This is a genomic window from Streptomyces sp. NPDC101490, assembly GCF_044767145.1.
In the GTDB taxonomy this organism is placed as follows: Bacteria; Actinomycetota; Actinomycetes; order Streptomycetales; family Streptomycetaceae; genus Streptomyces.
Window position 1 is genome coordinate 132689 of the sequence record NZ_JBIWNI010000010.1, and the last position, 23865, is coordinate 156553.

The window sequence follows — 23865 nt, forward strand, 5'->3', positions numbered from 1 at the left end:
CGAAACCCCGGAACACCCGCGATAACAGGGCGAGTCGGAGCGCCCGGAGCGCAGGCCGCGCCACCCGGAGCGCCGGTCGCGCCCCCCACGGCGGCCCCCGTCGGCGCCGCCGTCCTGCTCGCCGCCGCACCCGCCGGACGCGGTCGGGTCATGGACGCCGCCTCCGTGCTGCCCGCCCTCGCCGCCGTTCCGCCCGGGGTCCTCACCGGCACCCCCACGGCCACCGTCGTCGAACTCGCCGACCCTCTGGACCCGCAGACCGTACTGACCCGGGTGCGCGCCGCCGCCGCGCACCCGGGGCCGCTGGTCGTCTGCCTCGCCGGGCAGCTCCACCTGGACCGTCGCCAGCGGCTGCCGCACCTCGCGCTCGCCCGCACCACCACCGCGACCCTCCGCTACACCGCGCTGCCCTGGCACTGGCTCACCGGGGAACTCGGCACGCGCGCCCCCGGCACCACCACCGTCGTCGCCGACCTCGCCGCCGACGCCGCCGTGTGGGAGCGGCTCGCCGCCACACCCGAGCTGCTGCACCTCGGACCCGGCCCGACGCTCTACGCCCGGGTGACACCACCCCCGCGCCGGGGCGACAGTACGACCCCCGACTATCTGCGGGCCTGGGCGGAGTCGTGGCGCTCGGGAGCCCGGCTGCCGTACGCCACCCTGCACGCGGAGGCCGCCGTCCGGACGGCGGGCGCCGTACCCGCCCCGCTGTTCCTGGCGCCCGCTTCCGCGCCGGTCGCGGACCAGGACCCGCACCCCACGATCCTGGCGGCGGCGATGGCGGGCCGCCACGGGGAGGCGGCGGCGGTGGCCGCCGCCTGGGAGAGCGAGGCGCTGCGCCGCCACGGCCCCCGGTCGCCGGAGGCCGTGCACTGGACGGAGGTCCGGGCCGATCTGGCCCGTCTCGCCGGGGAACCGGCCCGCAGCTGCGAGCTGTGGCTGACCGCCGCCGAGGCCAGACTGAACCTGCGGCAGCGGACGGACGACCCGGACGTCGAAGGGGCCGTGGACCGGGCGCACCACCAGTGGGAGCAGATCGCCGACCCGGCGCGGTCCCGGGCGCTCGGGCCCGTGCTCGTCGCCCTGCGCCGCCGGGTCCCGGGCCGTCAGCCGGGCGCCCTGGCGGCGCTGACCCGCCGTCTGGGCTGAGGGACCGCCCGGGCTGAGAGGCCGCCCGGGGGCCGAGCTGCCCGACCGGCCCGCGCGGTCAGCCGGTCCTGTGCTCCGTCCGGAACGGCCCCGGGTCTCCCGGGCACGCGCGGCCGCCTCCCGGAGGTGCCCCGCCACGACCCTCTCCCGGGGCGCGCGGCCGTGTCCTCCGGGGGCGGGTGGCCGCGTCCGTCTCCCGGGTGGCACCCGGCCGGGTCCGTGCGCCACCGGTCGTACGGGTGGCCCGGCGCGGCTGAGATGATCGGGGCATGCCCGCCTCGCCGCCCCCGTCCCGGACCCCCGCGCCCGTCTCCTTCGTCACCGAGCGGCTCGCGCTGCGGCCGGTGCGGGCCGCCGACGTACCGGCCGTCACCCGGCTCTGGACGGACCCGGAGGTGCGGCGCCATCTGGGCGGGCCCGTGACCGAGCACGTCGTACGGATCAGACAGCGGCGGGTCGTCGGCGCGCCCGGCGTCCACGCGGTGGTGCGGGCCGCCGACGGCGTGCTGCTCGGGATCGTGACGGTGGAGCCGGAGGCGCGGGACGGGGAGACGGAGGTCTCGTACCAGTTCCTGCCCGAGCACTGGGGGCACGGCTACGCGCGCGAGGCCGTCGCCGTCGTCCTCGACGCCGTGCTCCGCGAGGTGCCGACGGTGGTCGCGCTGACCCAGCGGGCGAACCGCCGCTCCCGCAGACTCCTGGAGGACGTCGGCATGGAGCACGTCTCCTCCTTCGTCGAACACGAGGCCCACCAGGTCCTCTACCGCCGCCACCGCTGACACCCCGCCGCCGACCGAGCGGCCCGGCCCGTGCCGGGCCGTGTCCCCGACCGAGGAGCCCGCCCCATGTCCTTCCTGGTGATCGGCGAGTGCGTCGCCGACATCGTCCGTGCCCCGGCCGGTTCGGGCGCCGCCGACCGGGTCCACCCCGGCGGCAGCCCCGCCAACGTCGCCCACGGCCTCGGACGGCTCGGCCGGGACGTCACCCTGCTCACCCAGCTCGCCGACGACCCCGCCGGGCGGCTCATCGCGGCGCACCTCAGGGCGGCGGGCGTCCGGGTGGAGGTCGGCGGAGTGCCGCCACGCACCCCCTCGGCGGTCGTCGGCCTCGACGCGCGGGGCGCCGCCACCTACACCTTCGACATCGCGTGGACCCTGGAGCCCGGGAGCCCGGTGGAGCCGACGCCCGCCCATGTCCACATCGGCTCGATCGGCGCCGTCACCGAACCCGGCGCCACCACCGTCCTCGCCGAGACCGAACGGCTGCGCGGCCGGGCGACCGTGAGCTACGACCCCAATGTGCGGCCCGCGTTGATGGGGGAGCACGCGGTGGCCGTCGCCGGGGCCGAGCGCTGTGTCGCCCTCGCCGACCTGGTCAAGGCGAGCGACGAGGACCTGGCGTGGCTGTACCCGGACGAGGACCCGGAGGCCGTGGCCGCCCGCTGGCTGGACCTCGGACCGGCCCTCGTCCTCGTCACCCGGGGCGCCGGGGGCTCGTCCGCCGTCACCCGTCGGCACACGGTCCGTTCCACCGCGCCGGAGGCCGTCGTCGTGGACACCGTCGGAGCCGGGGACTCCTTCATGTCCGCCGTACTCGACGCCCTCGCGGGCCGGGACGCGGCGGCGCTCGGCGCGCTCCCGGCCGACGCCCTCGCCGCGTTGCTGGCGACGGCCGGGGCCGCAGCCGCCGTGACCGTCTCGCGGGCGGGCTCCCAGCCGCCCGACCGTGCCGAACTGGACGCCGCCCGAGCCGCGTTCGCCCTCTAGACCGGACGTGGAAGAGGTGGGCCGGGGGGGGGGGGGGGGGGGGGGGGGGGGCGGGGGGGGGGGGGGGGGGGGGGCGGCGGGGGGGGGGGGGGCCGGGGGGGGGGGGGGGGGGGCGGGGCGCGGCGCGGGGGCGCCGGAGGGGGCGTGCCCGGGCCCCCCCCCCCCCCCCCCCCCGGCGGCGGTGGGACCGTCAGTGGGCGGGAGCCAGCTTCGGGTTCGGGCCGTGCTCGTTCTCGTGCTGGTCGCCCTCGGTGCAGGCGAAGACGAGGAGCACGATGAAGCCGACGATCGGCACGAAACCGATGAGCACCCACCAGCCCGAGCGGTTGGTGTCGTGGAGCCTCCGGACCAGCACCGCGAGGCTGGGGATGATGACCGCGAGGGCGTAGATCAGGCCGAACAGCTGGATGCCCGCCGCGTAGTCGATGATGCTGAGCACGATCGACGCGATCACATTGAACAGCTCGAACATCCAGAATTCCTGGCGACGGGCCCGACCGTTGAAGACGGCGTACTTCTTGAAGACTGCGAGATACCAGTTCACTTTGTCCCCCCGAGGACTGGGTGTGCGATCAGGAGAAGCCTGTCCCTGTGGAGCAAGCTTTACGCAGAACTCAGGTGGCTGAAACCGCATGGGTCAATTCGTTACCGGGCGGCGACTGTTCCGAGGCGGAAAGCAGTGAAACGGCGGCACCTCGGGGGAGAGGTGCCGCCGTTCCGGTGGATGAGTCGGAACGTCACGTCCTTCGCTTGCTCATGAGCAGTCCGCCCGCCGTGAGCGAGAACAGGCAGACGCAGGCGCCGGTGATCACATTGCTGAGGATCGTGCCCGTGTCGGGGCCGCGCGCGACCACCCACGGGGAGACGATCAGCCACGCGCCCAGCAGCAGGACGACGAAGTTCAGGTCCTGCGACCGCTCGGGGACCATCGACATGCACAGGCCGAGGACCGCGAGCGCGATGCCCACGACCAGGTTGCTGACGGCGAGTTGGGGATGGGTGGTGGAGAAGTGGACCGTCCACGCCGAGATCGCGGCGTAGACGCCGGCGAGGATCACGAGCTCCTCGACCGCCGCCACGCCTCGGGTCTGGAGCATGCGGGCGTACCGGTCCCGCATTTCCGGAGCGTCGGGGTGCCCGGCGATATCACCGGGGCGGTGAGAGACGTCGGCCATACGACTCGCCTCCTTCTGGCGTCCTGCATGTCCGGCCGTACTCGCGGCGCATGATGCCGCTGCTCCATTGTGCACTTATCTGGACTTTATGTATAGATATGTCCGGTAGGTGGAGCGCACAGAATTCAGGTGGTGAATATGCGGGGAACTGCCAAATGACGGTCTGCGTTCAGTAAAAATTCAACACAAAGAGAGATCGTTCCGCCGTCGATCTCGTGTGAGGTGACAGTGGCGTCCCCGGCGTAGCCTGGAAGAGGACTCGGGGAAAACGGATTGTCCTCATCGCCGGGAGCGAGTGATGACCGGCATCGTACGAAGAAGCTTCGACGCGGCGGACGAGAGCCGCCCCTTCGAGGACGGCAAGGGCAGGCTGGATCTGCTCACCACCGAGCGCGGGCCGGTGGGCCGTGCTCTGTTCGAGCCGGGCTGGAAGTGGTCGCTGCACGTCAAGCCGATCGCGGGGACCGAGAGCTGCCTCGCGGGGCACGCCGGGTACATGGTCAGCGGCAGGCTGATGGTCGTCATGGACGACGGTGAGTCGATGGAGTTCGGCCCCGGCGACTACATGGAGATCGCCCCAGGCCACGACGCGTGGGTCGTCGGCGACGAACGGGTGGCGTTGGTGGACTGGGTCGGGTACGGCGACTACGCCAGGCCCGCCTCCGGCTGACGGCCTTCCCCGGGCCCGTGTCCTCGGCCGCCCCGCGACCCCGTTCTGCCTCCCTTCTCCCCTCCTCTTCCGCCGACGTGCCGATTCCCCCTCCTCAGGCCGTCGCCGGGGGCGGCCGCGAGCGGGCGGCCGGGGCGACCCGGCCCGCCCGCCGTGGTCGAGGACGTACCGGCCCGTTCCGGTCGGCTGTCGCCGCAGAAGCCGGAGGCGACGCGAGGACGTTGCTCCGGCCCGGACCCCCTTGGCTGGCCGAGTGCCCGGAAAACGGGAGGTGGCGGGCTGTCGGCGGGCGGCATGATGCGCGCATGACGCTCCAGAACGGACAGGACCGGGACCCGCAGGTCCGGCCAGACCAGCGAGACCAGCGAGACCGGCGAGACCGGCGGGATCACGTACGGCAGGACCCGTCGGACGGGCAGGACCCGTCGGACGGGCAGGACCGGGACCAGTGGGACGGCCGGGACCGGCGGGATCCGCGCACGGCCGTGCCGCACACCGCCGATGAACGCACCACGCTCACCGCCATGCTCCAGTTCCAGCGCGACACCCTGGCCCTGAAGTGCGCGGGGCTCGGACCGGACCAACTACGGAAGCGCGCGGTGGAGCCCTCCGGCCTCTCGCTCCTCGGCCTCGTCCGGCACGCCGCCGAGGTCGAACGGGGCTGGTTCCGCAACGTCCTGGCCGGTGAGGACAGCCGCAGCCCCTGGACCCCGCCGGGCTCCACCGACTGGGCCGACTTCGACGTGGCCGACGCCGACGTCGACGAGGCCTTCGCCGTCTGGCACGAGGAGTGCGCCCGAGCCCGTACGGTCGTCGACGACGCCGCCTCCCTGGACGCCACCGGCACCCTCGGGCAGGAGGAGTACTCCGTGCGCTACGTCCTCGCCCACATGATAGAGGAGTACGCCCGGCACAACGGTCACGCCGACCTGCTCCGCGAACGCCTCGACTGCACCACGGGGGAGTGACCCGTCCCCCGCCCGGTGACACAGTGCGGGCCTCCTTCACGACGCCGACCAGTCGTCCCGCATCCGCGCCACCGGCAGGCCCCCGCACGGCGTCGGCGCCGATCCCTCGGCGGACGGTGCCGGGCCCCGTATCGGGTGCGTCCGGCCCGGCCGTCGAAGACTCGGGTGGGTCTCCTCCGGTGCCCGGGGCGCCGGAGCAGGTCCGGGAAGGCAGGCGCCGGGGAGGGAATTCGGTCGGGGACCAGTCCGGTGGGGGCGCGGTTCCGAATCAGGGGTGAGGTCGCAGCCGCTTCCGGCTCAGGGAGCATGAGCCCTGGACCGGTCGGGGGCGACCCGGTGCAAGCCGTCGTCCGAGGGATGACCGTATCCGCGCGGCGGATGGTCCGGGGGCGCGCTTGTCCCGTCGGCGGATCGGTCGAGCCGTGGGAGGACGCGATCGGCACGTGTGGGTCTGGGCCATAGGTAGAAGTGGCACCCGCACGGGTCGTGTTCCGTCCCGGCCGTCCGTCCCGTCACCGGCCGTTCCGGCCGTCGTTCGTTTCCCGGCCCCGTCCTTCGTGTGCTGCCTGCGGCGGACGGGCCCGCCTCCTGGAGGAGGAACCGGCATGACCACCACCCGTATCCGCCGCTCCGCGCTGTTCTCGGCGGCCGTGTTCATCCTGCCCGTGACGCTTGGCGTGGCCGGTCCGGCCTTCGCCGACTCGTCCCCGCCCGCCCCCTACGGTCCGGCCTGCGCGTCGGTGCCGATGCAGGGGGCCGGGAGTTTCGAGGGCATGGCCAAGGACCCCGTCGCCACCGCCGCCTCCCACAACCCCGACCTGTCCACCCTGGTCGCTGCGGTGAAGAAGGCCGGACTCGTCGACACGCTCAACAACGCGCAGAACATCACGGTGTTCGCGCCGACGAACGAGGCGTTCGCGAAGATCCCGAAGGCCGACCTGGCCAAGATCCTCGCCAACAAGACCGAGCTGACGAAGCTCCTCACCTACCACGTCGTGGGGGAGAGGATCACGCCGAAGCAGATGGAGAACGGCACGTTCAAGACCCTGGAGGGCGCCACGCTCACCACCAAGGGGTCCGGATCGTCCTTCACCGTGAACAAGACCGCCAAGGTCGTCTGCGGGGGCGTCCAGACCTCCAACGCCACCGTCAACATCATCGACACCGTCCTGACCCCGCCCATGTAGGCCCTCCGGCCACCCGCCGTGGGGGGGGGGGGGGGGGGGGGGGGGGCCGGGGGGGCCGCCCCCCCCCCCCCCCGGGGGGCCGGGGGGGGCCGGGCGCCCGGCGGGGGGGGCCGCCCCCCCCCCGCCCCCGCCCCCCCCCCCCCCCCCCCCCCCCCCCCCCCCCCCCACGGCCGGGAGCGGCGGGAGCGGCCCCGGGACGGCCGGCGGGGTGAACCCCGGCGCGGCTGCCCGGACCGTACCCGCGTGGCACGGGCTCACGGGGTCTGATGAGCGGTATGCGTACCTCTCCGAACCCCTGGGTCCGCCGTCTCCTCGCCGCCTTGAACGGGCTGCTGGCGGGATTCGCCGCCCTGGCCGTCGCCGAACTCGTCGCGGCGGCGGTGCGGCCCCAGGCGAGCCCGGTCGTCGCGGTGGGCGGTGCGGCGATCGACCGGACCCCCACGCCGGTCAAGGACTTCGCGATCCGGCACTTCGGCGAGAACGACAAGCTCGTCCTCCAGCTCGGCATCCTCGCCACCCTCGCGGCCCTCGCCGTCGTCCTCGGGCTGATCGCCCTGCGGCACCGCGGGACCGGCTCGGCGGGCGTCCTGCTGTTCGGGGCCGTCGGCGCCGCCGCCGCTCTCAGCCGTCCCGACTCGACCGGCATCGCCGACGCGCTGCCCTCGCTCGCCGGGGCCGTCGCCGGAGCGGGAGTCCTGTACTGGCTGACCGGCCGCCTCACCCGCCCCGCCACCCACGAAGGGGCGGACCCCGGGGAGGACGGCTGGGACCGGCGCGGGTTCCTCGTCGCCGCGTCCGCCGCCGCACTCGCCTCCGCCGGCACGGGCGCGCTCGGCCGCTACCTCAACTCGACGAGCGGCCAGAACGCCATCGCCTCCCGCAACGCGGTCAGGCTCCCGCCCGCCGCCTCCCCCGCGGCGCCCGTCCCCGCCGGAGCGCGCCTCGGCATCCCCGGGATCTCCTCCTTCTTCACCCCGAACGGTGACTTCTACCGGGTCGACACCGCCCTCGTCGTCCCCAGGGTCGACGCCACGACCTGGCGGCTGCGTATCCACGGACAGGGCGTCGCACGGCCGCTCAGCCTCTCGTTCGAGGACCTGCTGAGAAGGCAGCTGATCGAGCGGGACATCACCCTGACCTGTGTGTCGAACGAGATCGGAGGCCCCTACATCGGCAACGCCCGCTGGATCGGGGTCCGCCTCGCCGACCTCCTGCGCGAGGCCGGTGTGAAACCGCCTTCCCAAGGGGGCCTGGCCGACCAGCTGGTGGCCCGCTCCGTGGACGCCATGACGATCGGAAGCCCGGTCGAGACCGTGATGGACGGCCGCGACGCCATGCTCGCCGTCGGCATGAACGGACAGCCCCTGCCCTTCGAGCACGGCTTCCCCGTCCGCATGCTCGTCCCCGGCCTGTACGGGTACGTCTCCGCCTGCAAGTGGATCCAGGACATCGAACTCACCACCTTCGCCGCCTACGACCCCTACTGGGTCCAGCGGGGATGGGCCAGGAGAGGACCGATCAAGACCGAGTCCCGCATCGACACCCCCAAACCCTTCGCCGGCCCCCGGGCGGGCACCGTCATGGTCGCGGGCGTCGCCTGGGCCCAGCACCGAGGCATCGAACGCGTCGAGGTACGCGTCGACGACGGCCCCTGGAACCCGGCCGACCTCGCCACCCAGGACACCCTCGACACCTGGCGCCAGTGGTCGTACCGCTGGAACGCCACCCCCGGCACCCACAGCCTCACCGTCCGCGCCACCGACGGCACCGGACAGACCCAGACCAGCACACGCACCGACACCTTCCCCGACGGCGCCAGCGGATGGCACTCCGTCGTCGTCACCGTCACCTGACCCGTACTCGGGAACGAACGGCCCCGGAACGCCGCCCCCCGGGGGACCGGAAAGGGCTACACGAGGGCCTTCCGGAACAGTACGAGATCGTCGCCGTCGGCCCAGTAGCCCCTCACCCGGGCCTCCTCCTCGTAGCCGCACCTGAGATAGAACGCCCGGGCCCGGTCGTACTGCGGGGTGCCGGAGGTCTCGACCAGCAGGAGGCGCTGCCCGTCGCCGCGGAGTTCCTCCTCGATGTGCTTCAGCAGCGCGGTGCCCAGGCCGTGTCCCTGCCGGGCGGGCTGGACGGCGATCATGGTGAGATCCCACACGCGGTCAGCCGCCGGTTTCGGCTGGTAGTACGCCACGGCCTGGAGCCCGTCCGTGTCGTCGACCAGACAACGATGCCCCGCGTCGGCCGCCCCACCGAAGTAGCCGGCCATCATCGCGGCGATGAAGGGGGCCTCGTCCTCGCCGAACATCCCGGAGGTCACCGACAGTTCGACGACGGCTTCGGTGTCGGAGGGCTCAGCAGATCTGATCAAGGGTCTCTACCTCGGGTCCGGGCGCGTCCTCCGTCCCGGTCGGGCGAAGCCGTACGCGCTGCTCGAACAGTACGACGACCAGCGGCGGCGCCCGTGTCGTGGCGGGCGGTCACTCGGCGGGCGGTGGGTCGAGGGGGGCCGTTCGGGCGTCGCCGCACGGGGGAGCGGCCGGGCGGGGGCGGTGATGACGGTGACGGTGACGGCGGGCCCCCGGGCCGCTTCCCGGATGGTCAGGTGGGCATGTTCATGAGCAGCAGGGGGGTGGTGGTGGGCTGGGGGGAACCTCCGGCGGGTTCGAGGGTGAGGCCGAGCGCGGTGGCGTCGGCGGGATCGCCGGTGAGGGCGACCGTGCCGTCCTGGTGGATGAGCCCGGCGGGGCGCATGGTGCCGTCCTGCTGGAGCCAGAGCTGATAGGTCCGGTCCGGCGCGGGTACGGACAGACCGGTCGCGGTGAACACGGCCCGGTTCTGGTGCGCGGAGGCGACGACCGTGGCGAGCGCGCCGTCGGTGGTCGTGCCGTGGGCGGTCCGGGCATCGGGCGCGGCCAGGACGCCACTGACCGCGTCGAGGTTCTGCTGGGCCTGCCGCGTCTGCTCCTGCGCCTGCTGGACCTCCTGGCTCTGCCAGGCGGCGAGACCGCCGAAGGACACGGCGGCGGCCAGGGAGGCGGCGAGCCCCAGGTGCAGGGCCCGGCGACGCAGCCACCTTCCGGGAGCGGCGCTCGCGGGGGCGGGGGCGAGTCGAGGGGGCAGCTGCCGTACGCCGTCCACGGCGTCGAGGGTGCGCCGTCTCATGGCGGGCGGGGGGTTCCGGGACGCGGCGGAGGCCAGGCGCGCGGTGGTCGCCCGGAATTCCGCGACCTCTCCCCGGCAGGTCTCGCACTGCGCGAGGTGGCGGGCGAAGGTCTCGGTCTCGTCGGGATCGAGTGCGTCGAGGACGTAGGCGCCGACGAGGCCGTGGAGGTCGGGTGCGTGCTGGTTCATGTGGTCACCCCCATGCAGTCGCGGAGCCGGATGAGCCCGTCGCGCATACGTGTCTTGATCGTGGAGAGCGGAGTGCTCAGGGTTTCGGAGACCTCACGGTAGGTCAGGCCCTGGTAGTAGGCGAGGGTCACGGCCTGGCGCTGGAGTTCGGTCAGTCCGCGCAGACAGCGGCGGACCTGTTCGCTCTCCAGCCGGGTCTCGACCTGTTCGGCGACGTCGTCGTAGGCGGTCCGGTGCTCACGGGCGGCCTGGGCGTGTTCGCGGTCCGTGGCGGCCTGGACGGAACGGACCCGGTCCACCGCCCGCCGGTGGGCGATGGTGGCGGCCCACGCGGTCACCGGGCCGAGGTCGCCCCGGTAGCGGGCGGCCTGGCGCCACAGGTCGATCATGGCTTCCTGGGCGACTTCCTCGGCCTGGGCCTGGTTGCGCACGATCCTGATCACGATGCCGAAGACCATCGGCACGAGCGCGTCGTACAACTCGGCGAAGGCGTCCTTGTCTCCCTGGGCGACCTGCCGCATGACGGCGGAGAGATCGGGACGGGACGGCTCCGTGCCGCCGCCGTCGAGGGGGAAGGGCCGGTTCACCGGCTGCTGTCCGGAGGGTGCGACCAGCCGGAAGGGTGCGGCCGGACGGAGACGCCGGGTGGGGCCGGCCGGGGGCGGGGTGTCCATCGCATGTCGGTCCTTGTCACTGGAGCCGTGTCCGGGGTACGGACGGGGCCGGGCGGTCCGGGCGGGGTGGCGGGCGAGGTGGTGAGGTGGTCCTGAAAGTTCTTCGTAGCGGACAGGCGTGCGGATAGGGGGCGGTTTCGTCAGCACGGGGCCCGAGACTGCCCCGATCGGGTGAACAAAAGGCCCCAGCCCATCCAACGACCCCGGCCGTCACGAAGAAGTGCCGAGGAGGGACGGTCACCCGTCTCCCTCACCGCCCGAGTGATCCGCACACGGACGGTACGGAACGTCCCCGGAGACAGTGCGATGACAGGTGTGCGCGACGGCGTGACGGTTGCCCCGGCGGTCGGCGCCGAGGCGACGGGCGGGGCCTCGACCGCGTCGGCCGACGCGGGAGCGCGGGGCCTGGCCGCCCCTGCGCACGGCGCGGGCCCGGGCCATCCGGTCCGGGCCTCCGTCCACGTCCCGGCCGACGCCAGAGGGAACGCCCTCGGTTCCGTCGGAGCGCGGAACCCCGCCTTCGGCGCCGCCCGCGTCAGCGCCTGACCTGCGGCGACAGACTCCGGCCCGTTCACCATGGGGATGGCGCGGGCCGGTGACCCCACCGGACAGGCAGGGACAGTACGGGCCTGTCCCGAACGCAGAGCCTGTCCCGGTGGAGGTCGTTCGCGGGTGGCCTGGGCATCAGCCCCGGCCACCCGCTTTCCCCTGTCTCCCGTGCATCAGGCACGGTCCCCGGATCGTGGCGGCCACGTGAGGACAGCCGTGACCTGTTTGCCCCGGCGGGACCGGCTGACGCGCACCTCGGCCCCGAGGGCCTCGACGATCTCCAGTCCCCTCTTGTGCGAGGACAGGTCCTCATGGACCCGCGGCCGTCCCGGCCCCGCCCGGGAACGATCGCTGACGGTGACACCGGCACGTCCCTCCTCCACGGTCACGGTGAGCGCGTAGGGAGGGGCGGCGTGGAGGAAGGCGTTGGTGGCGAGCTCGGAGACCACGAGCAGGAAGTCCGCCGCGACACCTTCCGGGCAGGACCGGCCGTACGAGCCGAGGAGCCTGCCGGCGGTCCGCCGGGCCTGGCCCACGGCGGACGGGTCCGCAGGGAGAGCGCGGTGCACGACGCACGGTGACGTGGGCGGTGCGCAGGTGGTCTCCGTCGCGGACGGCGCACAGCTGGTCTTCATGGCGAATCCCTCGTGGTCCGAGCGGATCGGCTCGATGAGCAAGCCTCACCCGGGATTCGGAGCGGAGGCGCCGGTGGACGGGCGTCGCCCGGACGGCGCGAGCATCGTCGCGGGCCCGGCGATCCGGCGATCCGGCGGCCTGGCGACCCGGCGACCGCGCCACCCGGCGACCTGCCAGGTCGCCGGGTCGCCGAGGGCCCGCCGGGCGGAACGGCCGGTGCCGTCACCGCGACGGGGACTCTCACTCGTTCGGCTGACCCGCCCATCCGCCGTGCGGGCGGCGCCGAATGCCCGTCGTGACCAGCTTCCGCAACATCATCAGCAGGGCGTGGCCCGGGGCTCTGGCCGGTCTGGCCGCCGCGTTCTGCGCGCTGGCCGTGGCCGAACTGGTCGCGGGGCTCGTACGTCCGGCGGCCGGACCGGTCACGGTGGTGGGCGGGGCGGCGATCGACCGGACACCGCCCGCGCTCAAGGACTTCGCGGTCCGCACCTTCGGGGAGAACGACAAGACGGTCCTCCAGCTCGGCATCCTCGCCGTCCTCGCCCTGTTCGCCATGGGCGTGGGCGTCCTGGCCCTGCGCCACAGGCGCGCGGGCGCGGTGTGCGTCCTGCTGTTCGGGCTGGTCGGAGCGGTCGCGGCACTGACCCGGCCGGACGCGGGTCCGGTGGACGTACTGCCGTCCGTCACGGGAGCACTGGCCGGCGCCGCCGTGCTTGCGCTGCTGGTGTCCATGACCGGCCCCCGACCGTCCGGCGGCTCGCATCCGGCGCCGGACGGCGGAGGGAACGGCGGCTGGAACCGGCGCCGCTTCCTCACGGCCACCGCCGCCACGGTCACCACGTCCGCCGGAGCCGGAATCCTCGGACGGTTCCTTGGCGACCGCCGCTCGCAGAGTGCCGTGGCCTCCCGCGACGGTCTCGTCCTGCCCGCCCCGGCCTCCCCCGCCCCGCCCGTCCCGCGCGGCGCGGGCCTGAGGATCCCCGGGATCAGTCCGTTCACCACGCCGAACCGCGATTTCTACCGGGTGGACACCGCCCTCGTCGTCCCGAAGGTCGATGCCGCCACCTGGCGACTGCGGGTCCACGGGCGGGGTGTCGCCCGCGCACGCACGTTCACCCTGGCCGATCTCCTGGCCAGGCCGCTGATCGAACGTGATGTCACGCTCACCTGCGTGTCGAACGAGGTCGGCGGACCGTATGTCGGCAACGCCCGCTGGCTCGGCGTCCCCCTCGCCGCCCTCCTCGCCGAATGCGGTGTGAAGCCCCCCTCAGTAGGCGGTCCGGCGGATCAGCTCGTGGCCCGGTCCGTGGACGGCATGACGCTGGGAAGTCCCGTCGAGGACGTCATGGACGGGCGGGACGCCATGCTCGCCGTGGGCATGAACGGCGAACCGCTGCCCTTCGACCACGGTTTCCCGGTCCGCATGCTCGTCCCGGGACTGTACGGCTACGTGTCGGCGTGCAAGTGGATCGAGGACATCGAACTCACGACCTTCGACGCGTACGACGCCTACTGGGTGAAGAGGAGCTGGGCCCGCCGGGCCCCGATCAAGACCCAGTCCCGCATCGACACCCCCAAGCCGTTCGCCCGCCCGGCCACCGGCACGGTCATGGTCGCCGGAGTCGCGTGGGCGCAGCACCGCGGCATCACCCGTGTCCAGGTCCGCGTCGACGACGGCCCCTGGCAGGACGCCGACCTCGCCGCCCAGGACACCACCGACACCTGGCGCCAGTGGTCCTACCCCTGGCGGGCCACATCCGGCGGACACACCCTCACCGTCCGCGCCACCGACGGCACCGGCCAGGTCCAGACCGAGAGGCGCACCCGCACCGTCCCCGACGGAGCGAGCGGCTGGCACGGCGTCTTCGTCACCGTCACCTAGACCACCGGCCCGGCGCCCCTGCCGGGCCGGAGAGCACCACGACCCCGACCGGACCGGTACGACCCCGACCCGTACCACTCCGACCCCTACCACCTCACTCATCACGACCCACCGAGGAGCACCCACCATGAACACCCTGCGCATCCGTCGCACGGCTGTCGCCGTCGCCGCCACGGCCGTTCTTCCCTTCGCGCTGACCGCCTGTTCCGACTCCGGCAGCGGCACCGGGGCCGCGGCGAGCAGCGAGGCGGCCGACCAGGCCAGGACCGAGACGCCTTCGGGCGACCCGATGGCGATGGACAAGCCCTTCGGTCCCGCCTGCGCCTCCGTCCCGAAGGGCGGCGCCGGGTCCTTCGACGGCATGGCCCAGGACCCGGTGGCCACCGCCGCCTCGAACAACCCGGCCCTGTCCACCCTGGTCACCGCCGTGAAGCAGGCCGGGCTCGTCGACACCCTCAACAACGCCAAGGACATCACGGTCTTCGCCCCGACCAACGACGCCTTCGCGAAGATCCCGAAGGCCGACCTCGACAAGGTCCTCGCCGACAAGGACATGCTCACCAAGATCCTCACGTACCACGTCGTCGGACAGAAGCTCACCCCGAAGCAGCTGGAGAACGGCTCCTTCGAAACGCTCCAGAAGGGCGTGATCACCACGAAGGGCTCGGGCGAGAACTACACCGTCAACGACACCGCCAAGGTCGTCTGCGGCAACGTCAAGACCTCCAACGCCAACGTCTACATCATCGACACCGTCCTCATGCCCAAGTAACCGGACCGGCAGCACGCGCACACGGCCCGCCCGCGTCGGCGAAACGGCGGACGGGCCGTCAGCGCGCTCCTCCGGCCTGCCGTGGAGTCCACCGATGACGACCGGGGGCCGGGCGCACCGCGGTCCGGCGGGGGCTCAGCGTTAAGGGCGCCTTGGTGGCCCGGTGGCCCGGTGGGCCCGTGCCGGACCAGCCGGGCGACGATCGGGCCACCAGCCACCAGCCACCAGCCACCAGCCACCAGCTCCCACGTCCGGGCCGGGAGGGGAGGGCGAGGTGCTGCCGATGTGCTCCCACCCGGCCACCCGGCCACGCCACGCCAGGCCACGTCCGTGCCCGCCGAGTGGTGTCAGCCGTAGGCGTCGGTCACGCAGTCGGAAGCGCATCGCCAGTGTTCGAAGCGCCGGCGCAGGGCCGCTGCCGCGTGGCACCGCTCCACCTCCGGGTAGCCGTACCGCTCCCGGGTCGTGCGCACGACGTCCTCGACGGTGACGATCGCCGGTTCGCCCTCGCCCGCCGCCCGGCGGGCCGCCGCGATTACCTGGTCGGCCGCCCGCTGGAGGTCCCGCGCGTACTCCCGCTGGGCCACGGACCGCGCCCGTGAGGCGGCGAACGGACGCACCGCGCGCCCCTTCCAGCGCACTCCGGCGGTGATCAGCGCCACGCCGCACAGGGCGATGATCACCCCCACCATGGCACCGTCCCACCCCATCACCGGCCGCCCTTCTCCCCGCACGGCACTCCGCGCGCGTCCCCGAATTCTAGGGCGGCTGCCGGGACCTGCCCCTCCCCGTGCCGAGGCCGGTGAGGAGGGGAGGAGAGGTGAAGGGAGGGGAGGAGAGGTGAAGGGCGGGGAGGAGAGGGGCGGGTGAACGCCCGGGAACGGAGCCGTCGCGGACGGAGCCACGGGTGTCGGTGGTGCCGACCGTGTCGTTGACACGTGTAAGTGCACGGTGGCAGGCTCGCCCCCAGGCCCGTGTGCCCCGCGCAGAAGGAGCAGCACCCCATGAGCACCACCGTCACCACCGCCCGTGGCCCCGTCCGAGGGGAGCGACGCGCCGACGGCAGCCTGCGCTTCCTCGGCGTCCCGTACGCGCGACCGCCCGTGGGCGAGCTGCGGTTCGCCGCGCCCGTGGCGCCCGAGCCGTGGACGGAGCCCCTGGACGCCACCGCGTACGGGCCGACCGCGCAGCGCCGCCCCTTCGCCGAGGTCACCACCATCCCCGAGCCCTCCGTGCCGGGCGCCGGAGTCCTCAACCTCAACGTCTTCACCCCCGCCGCCGACCCCGGGGCCGCGCTGCCCGTCCTCGTCTGGATCCACGGCGGCGGCTACGTCGCCGGTTCGGCCGCCAGCCCCTGGTACGACGGGGCCGCCTTCAACCGTGACGGCGTCGTCCTCGTCTCCCTCGGCTACCGGCTCGGCATCGAGGGCTTCCTGCACCTGGAGGACGCCCCCGACAACCGGGGCGTCCGGGACTGGATCGCCGCCCTGGAGTGGGTGCGGGACAACATCGCGGCCTTCGGCGGCGATCCCGCCAAGGTGACCGTCGCCGGACAGTCGGCGGGCGGCGGCGCCGTCCAGACCCTGCTCGCCGTCCCCCGTGCGAAGGGCCTCTTCCGGGGCGCCCTCTCCGTCTCCGGCGCCCTGCCGAGCCCCGACGGCCCCGAGGTCGCCCGCGCGGTCTCCCGCCTCCTCACCGCCCGCACCGGCCTGCCCGCCACCGCCGCCGCCCTCCGGGACCTCGGCGACGACGAGATCCTCGCCCTCCAGGACCGGCTGTCCGAGCCGGGGCACGATCGCGCGGGCCTGCCGCCGATGCTCTCCCTCGCCCCCTTCGCCGACGGCGAGCTGATCCCGGAACCCGCCCAGGAGTCGCTGACCAGCGGGGCCGCGGGCGACGAGGTCCCCCTGATGCTCGGGTTCACCGCCGACGAGTTCTCGATGGTCCCGGGTCCCGACGGCCTGCCGGTCGGAGCCGTGCTCGGCGGTCTCGGTCTCGACCCGGCCAGGACCGGCGCGTTCACGGAGGCGTACGCCGACACCGCACCCGAGCGGCTCTTCGGCCGGGCACTCACCGACGCCATGTTCCGCGCCCCGTCCCTCGCCGTCGCGGAGGCCCGCGCCGGACGGGGACGCCCCACCTGGCTCTACGAGTTCGCCTGGCGCTCCCCCGGGGCGGGGCTCGCCTTCCACTGTCTCGACCTGCCCTTCGCCTTCGACCTCCTCGACGCCGAGGGCGTCCGCGCCGTCACGGGGGACGCGCCGCCGCGCGCGCTCGCCGCCGCCGTCCACCGCGCCTGGGTCGCCTTCGTCACCCACCAGGACCCCGGCGCCGACTGGCCCCGCTACACCACGGAGGACCGCGCCACCCGGATCTGGGACGCCGAACCCCGCACGGTCCGCGACCCGTTGGGCCGAGTCCGCGCCCTCTGGCTGGGCTGACGGCGGGGCCCGGGAGGCACGGCGGCACCGCGCGGGAATCCGGGTGCTGACCGCGCGAAGCCGGACGGTCCGTGCCCGCCCCGCCCGGTAGCATCGCGCGGTCAGCGCCCGCACCCGCTACGGAACGGAACGCCCGATGCCGAAGGACCTCGCCGGATTCGCCGAACTTTCCACGCCCCTGGTGGCCGACGCCTGTGTGCGCCTCGGGGAACCCCTGCGGGCCGCGCCCGCGGGGATCCTGCCCGTCGTCGACGGACAGCGCGTCGCGGGACAGGCCCTGCCCGCCCGGCACCACGGCAGCGTCGACGTCTTTCTGGAGGCGCTCACCCGCGCGGAGCCCGGCGACGTCCTCGTCATCGACAACGCAGGCCGCCTCGACGAGGCCTGCGTCGGCGACCTCGTGGTCCTGGAGGCGGGGGCGGCGGGCGTCGCCGGGCTCGTCGTGTGGGGCCTGCACCGCGACACCCCGGACCTCGTCGGGATCGGGCTGCCGGTCTTCTCGTACGGACGCCACGCGCCCGGCCCGGTACGCGTCGACCCCCGCGACCCGGACTCGCTGGACACGGCCCGGTTCGGCGCGCACGAGGTCACCTGCGACGACATCGTCCTCGCGGACGGCGACGGGGTCCTCTTCGTCTCCGCCGCCCGCGCGGACGCCGTCCTGGAGACGGCCCACGGCATCCTCCGCACGGAACGCGAACAGGCCCGCCGCATCAGGGCGGGGGAGACGCTCCGCGCGCAGACCGGGTTCGACGCCTATCTCGCGGCGCGGGCCGAGGACCCCTCGTACACCTTCCGCCGGCATCTGCGCCGGACCGGCGGCGCGATCGAGGAGTGACGGCCGTACCCGGGGGCCGTACCCGGGTCCCTACTTCCGGCGGCTCCGCGCGGCGGGCGGAGCCTCAGCCCTCGAAGCCGACCGTGCCGTCCGGCAGGACGGCCTCCACGCGCGCGCCGTGCTCCACGGTCCGGCTGACCGTGCAGAACTTCTCGTGGGTGAGGCGCACCCCGCGCGCGAAGACCTCGGCCGCCCGGGGGTTGTTGTCCGGCAGCTCGAACTCGTAACTGACCCGGATACGGCCCACCCGGCCGTCGTCCTCGGGCCCGGAGACCGACTCCACCACGATCCGCAGGTCGTCGTGGTCCACGGCCCTCGCCGTCCGGTCCACGACGAGCCCGCCGCAGCCGCCCATCGCGGCGAGCAGCAGCTCGACCGGCGTGAACGACGGCTGGGCGTCCGCGTCGTCGGCCGCGGCCATCCGGACCTCCGCGCCCCGGTCGTTGCGGGCGGTCCAGTTCCGGTACCCGGTGCGGACGGTCTCGATCCGGTAGTCGGCCATGACGGCGGTCTCCTTCGCTCACGAATGCTCCCCGTACGGTACGGGCGCCCGCCCACGCAACCCCACCGGCCCCACCCGTCCAAGCGGACGCGCCGACCACCGGGCCTGGACGCGTCCGTCCCCGGCCCGTTCTCGCGGGTCGTGCCCCGGTCCCGCCCCGCCCGGACGTGCGGGCGCCCGCCCCGGATGCCTGGCCCCGAGCCGTCAACACCCTGAGCCGTCAACGCCTCCAGGGGTCAACGCCCCAAGAGCCACTGCCCCCGGCCGTCGACGCGCACAGTCCTCATCGTCCCCGTCATCCCACCGGCGCGCCCGGACCGTTCGAGGGGGCCCGTTCCGCCGCGTGGGTCAGGACCACCGTCCCCCACGCCTCGGACACCGCGCCCCAGACCGCACGCAGTGCGGGCTCCGCGTGGCGTACCGACGTCACCGCGCCCTCCGGGTCCCCGCCCTCCGCGCGCAGGCGCGGCCCGTCCGCCGCCGCCCACGCCGCGACCGTGTCCCCGCCGACCTCCGGGTGGAACTGCACCGCCCACGCCGCCCTCCCCACCCGGAACGCCTGGTGCGGGCAGTCGTCACCGGTCAGCAGCGGTACGGCGCCCGGCGGCAGCCGGTCCACCTCGTCCCAGTGCCACTGCGCGGCCGGAGCCCCCTCCGGCACTCCGCCGAACACCGGATCGTGCGCGGCGGCGGGCAGCCCGCGCAGCGGTACGGCGCCCACCTCGGCCCCCGAGGTCCGGGTCGTGACGGAACCGCCCAGGGCGTGCGCGACGATCTGTCCGCCCAGGCATATCCCGAGCAGTGGAGTCTCCCCGGCCACCGCCTCGCGGACCAGGTCACGGACCCGGGGGAGCCATGGGGCGGCCCCGTCGTCCTCGCAGTTGACCGAGCCGCCGAGCACCAGGAGACCGGCATGCTCGCGCAGGTCGGCGGGGAGGGCCTCGCCGAGCCAGGCCCGCACCACGTCCAGCCGCAGCCCGGTGGCCGCGAGCCGCTCGCCGACCAGACCGGCCCCGGCGTCCTCCTCGTGCTGCACCACGAGGACGGCGGCGCCGTCTCCCGCCGCGCGGTTCTCTGTCGTCACGGTCGTCCGCTCCCGCCCTGTTCCCGGGACGCGCCGTCGCGTCCGCCGTCCGAGGATCTCCCGGGCCCCGGCCGCGCGGAAGCCCCGCAGGGGTACGGGAAGATCACATCTGAGCGCCCCGCAGCTTTCCGCCGAGCACGTCGGCCGATACGGCGACGGGGCCGCGCCGGTGGACCGGGACCATGACCTCCGGACGCCGACGGTCCGTCGGGTCGAACGGTCCGTCGGGGCCGTCCGGATGAGCGATGATCAACCCTTCCGAGGCGGCCCGGCGCACAGGTGCCGTGCCATGGCGAAGGGCACACCGAATGGCGAGGCGGCACCGCGTGCGGGACCAACACCCCACGGACGGCACGGGCGACGGCGCCCCGCCCGAGCACGGTGCGGACTCGGACCGGGCGCCCGGGATCGACCGACGCCGCTTCCTCGGGTACGTGCTCGCCGCCCCCACCCTCACCGTCGCCGCCCAGCTCGGCGCGGAGGTCCTCGCGCCCCGCGAGGCCGCCGCACTCATCCCCTCGCTGCCCGGCCCGGCCGAACTCCTCGACCTGAACGAGCTGTTGACCCTCGCGGCCCTGCCCACGAGCAATCTGATCACGATCCGGATCGACACCGGGGGTACGGCCCACTTCGCGCTGCCGCGCGCCGAGGTCGGCCAGGGCGTCACCACCTCCAGCGCCATGATCGTCGCCGAGGAACTCGACCTGCCCCTCGACAAGGTGAAGGTCACCCTCGCCGACGCCCGCCCCGAACTGCTCTTCAACCAGCTCACCGGCGGCTCCAACACGACCTACTCCACGTACACCCCGATCCGGGTCGCCGCCGCAGTCGCCCGGGGCCGACTCCTGCGTGCCGCCGGGCTCGTCCTCGGCGAGACCGTGGAGACCCTCACCACCAAGGCGGGCACGGTCGTCTCCACGGCGGGGACGGCGCTCGGCTACGGCGAACTCGCCGTGCGGGCCGCCGCCCTCTCCGACACCGCCGTCGCCGTCACCCTCAAGGACCCGGCCCGCTTCCGGGTCATCGGCACCGGACAGCGCCGGGTGGACGCCCTCGACGCCGTCACCGGCCGCAAGAAGTTCGCCATGGACCTCCAGGTCCCTGACGCCCTGCCCACCATGGTCTGCCGCCCGCCCACCATCAACGGCACCGTCCGCTCCGTCGCCAACCTCGCCGAGGTCCGGGCCATGCCCGGCGTCACCGACGTCGTCACCGTCTCCACCGGCGTCGCGGTCCGGGGCCGCACCTTCGGCCAGTGCGTGGACGCCGTGCGCGCCCTCCGGGTCGACTGGGGCCCCGGCACCGCCGAAGGAGCCTCCGACGCCACCGTCCTGGCGAAGCTGCGCCGCGCCGAACTCCCCCTCGTCGTACCGTCGTTGCCGCTCCTCACCAAGGCGGTCGACGCCCGCTTCACCTTCCACTTCGCCAGCAACGGCGCCCTGGAGACCAACTGCGCCATCGCCGACGTCCGGCCGGGTTCGGCGGAGATCTGGGGCTCGCTCAAGGCCCCGATCGTCGCCCAGGAGGAGATCGCCCTCACGCTCGGCCTGCCCGTCTCCGCCGTCCGCGTCCACGTCACGGAGGGCGGCGGTTCCTTCGGCCGCAAGCTCTTCCACGACGCGGCCCACGAGGCGGTCGAGATCTCCCGGGCCGTCGGCAAGCCGGTGAAGCTGATGTGGCACCGCACCGACGACTTCCGGCAGGGCCGCACGCACCCGATGTCCACGTCCCGGGTGCGGGCCACGTACGCGCTCGGTGAGGTCCTCACGTACGAGCAGCGGCACACCAGCGTGGCCACCGACTTCGGGCACGGCATCGGGGAGATCCTCACGGCGGAGGTGGCCCGGCTGCCCGTCGCGGACCTGACGTTCTCCGAGACGATGTTCCAGCTCACCCAGACCAGCCCCTACCACCTCGGCGTCACCACCCAGCTCCTCGCCGAGACGGACAAGGGCTTCAACACCGGCTCCATGCGCAACATCTACTCGCCCAACGTGCGCTGTGCCCAGGAACTCGTCATGGACGAGCTGGCGAGGAGGACGGGCCAGGACGGGTACGCGATGCGCCGACGGCTGGTGAAGGACGCCCGGGCCCGCGCGGTCCTCGACAAGGTCGCCGAGGCGGGGGAGTGGGGCCGGGCCATGCCGTCCGGGACCGCCCAGGGCATCGCCGTCCACACCGAGTACCACTCGGCGGTCGCGGTCCTCGCGGAGATCGACTGCCGTCCGGGGACCACCGGGCGGCAGATCCCCGGCGCGTACACGGGACCGCGCGTGACCCGGGTGGTCTGCGCCGTCGATGTCGGTCTCGCGGTCAACCCGCGCGGTCTGGAGGCCCAGATGATGGGCGGCATCTCCGACGGCATCGCCCTCACCCTGACGTCGGGGCTGCACCTGCGCGACGGACACTTCCTCGAAGGCAGCTGGGACCAGTACTTCTACACCCGGCAGTGGAACACCCCGCCCGAGCTGGAGATCATCGTCATGCCCCCGAGCGGCGACCGGCCGGGCGGCGCGGGCGAGCTGGCGGTCGCCGGGGCCATGGCCGCCGTCGCCTGCGCCTACGGCCGGGCCACCGGCACGATGCCGACGGTCTTCCCCGTCAACCACGCCGAGCCGCTCGCCTTCACCCCGCTGCCGACCGTCCCGCCCGTCCCCGCCTCGCCGGTCGACGGCCGCGACCGCGCCCTGTAGAGACCTGGAGTCCCCGTGCCGCAGCACACCTTCATCCTGAACGGCAAGGCCGTCACCGCCGACGTCGAGGGCGACGTCCGGCTCCTGTGGGTCCTCCGGGACGTCCTCGGCGTCACCGGCCCCAAGTACGGCTGCGGGGTCGGCGTCTGCCGGGCCTGTACCAGTCACCTCAACGGCAGGGCGTTCACCCCCTGTGCCGTGCCCGTCCAGGACCTCGCCCCGGAGGACGAGGTCACCACCATCGAGGGCCTGCCCGACACGGTGGGCCGTGAGCTCCACCCGATGCAGGAGGCGTGGCTCGACCTCGACGTCGCCCAGTGCGGCTACTGCCAGCCGGGCCAGATCATGACGGCGGTCGCGGAGGTGCGACGGGCCCGCGAGAAGGGCCGGGAGATCACCGAGGCCGATCTCGACACCATCCGCAACATCTGCCGCTGCGGTACCTATGACCGCATCCGCAAGGCCGTCATGGAGGGCGCCCGTCGTATGACCTGACCTGACCTGACCTGCCCAGGCCTGGCCTGATCTGACCGGTCGGCCGGGCAGGCTCCGGCGGAGGGCCCGCTCGGCTCGGGCGACCTGATCCGCCGACATGATCCGGCGCTCCGATCCGGTGATCCGGTGATCCGGTTCATGCGGCGACACCGGAACAGCGGCCCGGCCGGGCGGATCAGCCCGCCGGGGGGCGCGTGCCGTGGCTCCTGAGCAGGGTGAGGGTCTCGGCGAGCTCGGCCCTGGCCACCCGCGCGGCCTCGTCCGCGTCCCCCGCCGCCACGGCTTCCACGAGGGCCGCGTGGGCGGCGTCCCCGTGCTGCGGGTCGGTGCCGCGCAGCGCGAGCAGATCGAGCAGATCGACCAGACCCTGCCGCAGCACCGGGATGAACTCCGCGAACAGATCGGTCAGTACGGGATTCCGGGCCGCCGCCACGACGGCCGTGTGCAGGGCGATGTCGGCGTCGACGAAGGCCGGGTCGTCGTCGCCCGCGCCCGCCGCCCTCCGCCCCGCGAGGGCCGCCCGCAGCGCCGTGACGTCCTCGTCGGTCCTGCGCAGCGCGGCCAGCCGGGCCGCCTCCACCTCCACCAGTGTCCGCACCTCGTACACATCGGACACCTCCGCCGCCCGCAGCCGGGTGGGCCAGTCCTCCACCGGCCGGGTGGCGATCACGAAGACGCCGGCGCCCTGCCGGGGCCGTACGAGTCCGGCGCCCGCGAGCGCGCGCAGTGCCTCGCGGACCGTGGAGCGCCCCACACCCAGCTCCCCGGCGAGCGTCGTCTCGCCGGGGAGCTTCGTACCGACGGGCCAGTGGCCCCGGACGATCTGTTCGCGCAGCCGCTCGGCGGCCTGTTCGACGAGGGGGCTGGGACGCAGGGCGCCGAGCGGCATGGGGGTCACCTGATTCTCCGGATCGCGGGAAACGCGGGAACGCTACCCCGGAATCTAGCCCGGAACCTGTCTGAGGAGTACTTGTCTGAGGAGCTGAGAGGTGGATACGGTACCGGCCATGATCCGCGATCCCCG

24 protein-coding genes are annotated in these 23865 nt (G+C 74.0%); 14 read left to right on the plus strand and 10 right to left on the minus strand.

The window, feature by feature from the left end:
• Window positions 1-150 precede the first annotated feature (150 nt).
• The 3 genes from ACIRQY_RS20310 to ACIRQY_RS20320 all read left to right on the plus strand — a co-directional run bounded on the left by ACIRQY_RS20310 (window position 151) and on the right by ACIRQY_RS20320 (window position 2915).
• Window positions 151-1149, plus strand: coding sequence for a hypothetical protein (locus ACIRQY_RS20310; RefSeq protein WP_403927721.1), 999 nt, complete (start codon window positions 151-153; stop codon window positions 1147-1149).
• 269 nt (window positions 1150-1418) lie between these two features.
• On the plus strand, window positions 1419-1928 hold the full coding sequence (locus tag ACIRQY_RS20315) for a GNAT family N-acetyltransferase (RefSeq protein WP_403927559.1): 510 nt from the start codon (window positions 1419-1421) through the stop codon (window positions 1926-1928).
• A gap of 66 nt (window positions 1929-1994) precedes the next feature.
• On the plus strand, window positions 1995-2915 hold the full coding sequence (locus tag ACIRQY_RS20320) for a carbohydrate kinase (protein ID WP_403927562.1): 921 nt from the start codon (window positions 1995-1997) through the stop codon (window positions 2913-2915).
• 190 nt (window positions 2916-3105) lie between these two features.
• On the opposite strand, the gene ACIRQY_RS20325 is transcribed toward ACIRQY_RS20320, so the two are convergent.
• Window positions 3106-3459, minus strand: a complete 354-nt coding sequence (locus tag ACIRQY_RS20325) for a DUF805 domain-containing protein (protein WP_351785134.1) — start codon at window positions 3457-3459, stop codon at window positions 3106-3108.
• A gap of 193 nt (window positions 3460-3652) precedes the next feature.
• Window positions 3653-4090, minus strand: coding sequence for an SPW repeat protein (locus ACIRQY_RS20330; protein ID WP_351785131.1), 438 nt, complete (start codon window positions 4088-4090; stop codon window positions 3653-3655).
• A 298-nt stretch (window positions 4091-4388) separates the two neighbouring features.
• On the opposite strand from ACIRQY_RS20330, the gene ACIRQY_RS20335 reads away from it, so the two are divergent.
• From ACIRQY_RS20335 to ACIRQY_RS20350, 4 genes are all read left to right on the plus strand, one after another.
• A complete protein-coding gene (locus tag ACIRQY_RS20335; RefSeq protein ID WP_403927567.1) occupies window positions 4389-4760 on the plus strand; it encodes a cupin domain-containing protein in 372 nt (123 codons plus the stop codon).
• 305 nt (window positions 4761-5065) lie between these two features.
• Window positions 5066-5728 (plus strand): DinB family protein, encoded by a 663-nt coding sequence (locus ACIRQY_RS20340; protein WP_403927570.1) that lies wholly within the window; start codon window positions 5066-5068, stop codon window positions 5726-5728.
• A 605-nt stretch (window positions 5729-6333) separates the two neighbouring features.
• Window positions 6334-6915: a fasciclin domain-containing protein gene (locus ACIRQY_RS20345; protein WP_403927572.1), complete on the plus strand. Its 582-nt coding sequence runs from the start codon at window positions 6334-6336 to the stop codon at window positions 6913-6915.
• A 275-nt stretch (window positions 6916-7190) separates the two neighbouring features.
• Window positions 7191-8768, plus strand: a complete 1578-nt coding sequence (locus ACIRQY_RS20350) for a molybdopterin-dependent oxidoreductase (RefSeq protein WP_403927575.1) — start codon at window positions 7191-7193, stop codon at window positions 8766-8768.
• 56 nt (window positions 8769-8824) lie between these two features.
• On the opposite strand, the gene ACIRQY_RS20355 is transcribed toward ACIRQY_RS20350, so the two are convergent.
• From ACIRQY_RS20355 to sigK, 3 genes are all read right to left on the minus strand, one after another.
• Window positions 8825-9292, minus strand: coding sequence for a GNAT family N-acetyltransferase (locus ACIRQY_RS20355; protein WP_403927578.1), 468 nt, complete (start codon window positions 9290-9292; stop codon window positions 8825-8827).
• Window positions 9293-9522: 230 nt separating this feature from the next.
• The gene (locus tag ACIRQY_RS20360) at window positions 9523-10275 is read right to left on the minus strand and encodes an anti-sigma factor domain-containing protein (RefSeq protein ID WP_403927581.1); all 753 of its coding nucleotides are present in this window, start codon (window positions 10273-10275) and stop codon (window positions 9523-9525) included.
• Window positions 10272-10949, minus strand: coding sequence for an ECF RNA polymerase sigma factor SigK (sigK, locus tag ACIRQY_RS20365; RefSeq protein ID WP_403927584.1), 678 nt, complete (start codon window positions 10947-10949; stop codon window positions 10272-10274). Before sigK ends, ACIRQY_RS20360 begins: the two co-directional genes overlap by 4 nt.
• Before the next feature lie 306 nt (window positions 10950-11255).
• On the opposite strand from sigK, the gene ACIRQY_RS20370 reads away from it, so the two are divergent.
• On the plus strand, window positions 11256-11495 hold the full coding sequence (locus ACIRQY_RS20370) for a chaplin family protein (protein WP_403927587.1): 240 nt from the start codon (window positions 11256-11258) through the stop codon (window positions 11493-11495).
• Between the two features lie 176 nt (window positions 11496-11671).
• Here the strand turns inward: ACIRQY_RS20370 and ACIRQY_RS20375 are convergent, their stop codons facing one another.
• Complete coding sequence (locus ACIRQY_RS20375; RefSeq protein ID WP_403927589.1) at window positions 11672-12133, minus strand: ATP-binding protein; 462 nt, start codon at window positions 12131-12133, stop codon at window positions 11672-11674.
• A 287-nt stretch (window positions 12134-12420) separates the two neighbouring features.
• On the opposite strand from ACIRQY_RS20375, the gene ACIRQY_RS20380 reads away from it, so the two are divergent.
• Together ACIRQY_RS20380 and ACIRQY_RS20385 are read left to right on the plus strand one after the other, a co-directional pair.
• Window positions 12421-14016 carry a sulfite oxidase gene (locus tag ACIRQY_RS20380; RefSeq protein WP_403927592.1) on the plus strand — a complete coding sequence of 532 codons (1596 nt, stop codon included), beginning with the start codon at window positions 12421-12423 and terminating at the stop codon, window positions 14014-14016.
• A 127-nt stretch (window positions 14017-14143) separates the two neighbouring features.
• Window positions 14144-14788 carry a fasciclin domain-containing protein gene (locus ACIRQY_RS20385; protein ID WP_403927595.1) on the plus strand — a complete coding sequence of 215 codons (645 nt, stop codon included), beginning with the start codon at window positions 14144-14146 and terminating at the stop codon, window positions 14786-14788.
• A gap of 347 nt (window positions 14789-15135) precedes the next feature.
• Here ACIRQY_RS20385 and ACIRQY_RS20390 read toward each other — a convergent pair whose 3' ends face one another.
• Window positions 15136-15498 (minus strand): hypothetical protein, encoded by a 363-nt coding sequence (locus ACIRQY_RS20390; protein ID WP_351785096.1) that lies wholly within the window; start codon window positions 15496-15498, stop codon window positions 15136-15138.
• A gap of 294 nt (window positions 15499-15792) precedes the next feature.
• Between ACIRQY_RS20390 and ACIRQY_RS20395 the strand changes: the two genes are divergently transcribed.
• Together ACIRQY_RS20395 and ACIRQY_RS20400 are read left to right on the plus strand one after the other, a co-directional pair.
• A complete protein-coding gene (locus ACIRQY_RS20395; RefSeq protein WP_403927598.1) occupies window positions 15793-17229 on the plus strand; it encodes a carboxylesterase/lipase family protein in 1437 nt (478 codons plus the stop codon).
• Between the two features lie 136 nt (window positions 17230-17365).
• On the plus strand, window positions 17366-18067 hold the full coding sequence (locus ACIRQY_RS20400; protein ID WP_403927601.1) for an RraA family protein: 702 nt from the start codon (window positions 17366-17368) through the stop codon (window positions 18065-18067).
• A gap of 64 nt (window positions 18068-18131) precedes the next feature.
• On the opposite strand, the gene ACIRQY_RS20405 is transcribed toward ACIRQY_RS20400, so the two are convergent.
• Window positions 18132-18569: an OsmC family protein gene (locus ACIRQY_RS20405; protein ID WP_351785088.1), complete on the minus strand. Its 438-nt coding sequence runs from the start codon at window positions 18567-18569 to the stop codon at window positions 18132-18134.
• A 295-nt stretch (window positions 18570-18864) separates the two neighbouring features.
• Window positions 18865-19653, minus strand: a complete 789-nt coding sequence (locus ACIRQY_RS20410; RefSeq protein ID WP_403927604.1) for a type 1 glutamine amidotransferase — start codon at window positions 19651-19653, stop codon at window positions 18865-18867.
• A gap of 308 nt (window positions 19654-19961) precedes the next feature.
• Between ACIRQY_RS20410 and ACIRQY_RS20415 the strand changes: the two genes are divergently transcribed.
• Both ACIRQY_RS20415 and ACIRQY_RS20420 read left to right on the plus strand, forming a co-directional pair.
• Window positions 19962-22346, plus strand: a complete 2385-nt coding sequence (locus ACIRQY_RS20415; RefSeq protein WP_403927607.1) for a molybdopterin cofactor-binding domain-containing protein — start codon at window positions 19962-19964, stop codon at window positions 22344-22346.
• A gap of 15 nt (window positions 22347-22361) precedes the next feature.
• The gene (locus ACIRQY_RS20420; RefSeq protein WP_351785080.1) at window positions 22362-22841 is read left to right on the plus strand and encodes a (2Fe-2S)-binding protein; all 480 of its coding nucleotides are present in this window, start codon (window positions 22362-22364) and stop codon (window positions 22839-22841) included.
• A gap of 175 nt (window positions 22842-23016) precedes the next feature.
• On the opposite strand, the gene ACIRQY_RS20425 is transcribed toward ACIRQY_RS20420, so the two are convergent.
• The gene (locus tag ACIRQY_RS20425) at window positions 23017-23730 is read right to left on the minus strand and encodes a FadR/GntR family transcriptional regulator (protein WP_403927610.1); all 714 of its coding nucleotides are present in this window, start codon (window positions 23728-23730) and stop codon (window positions 23017-23019) included.
• Window positions 23731-23865: the final 135 nt, after the last annotated feature.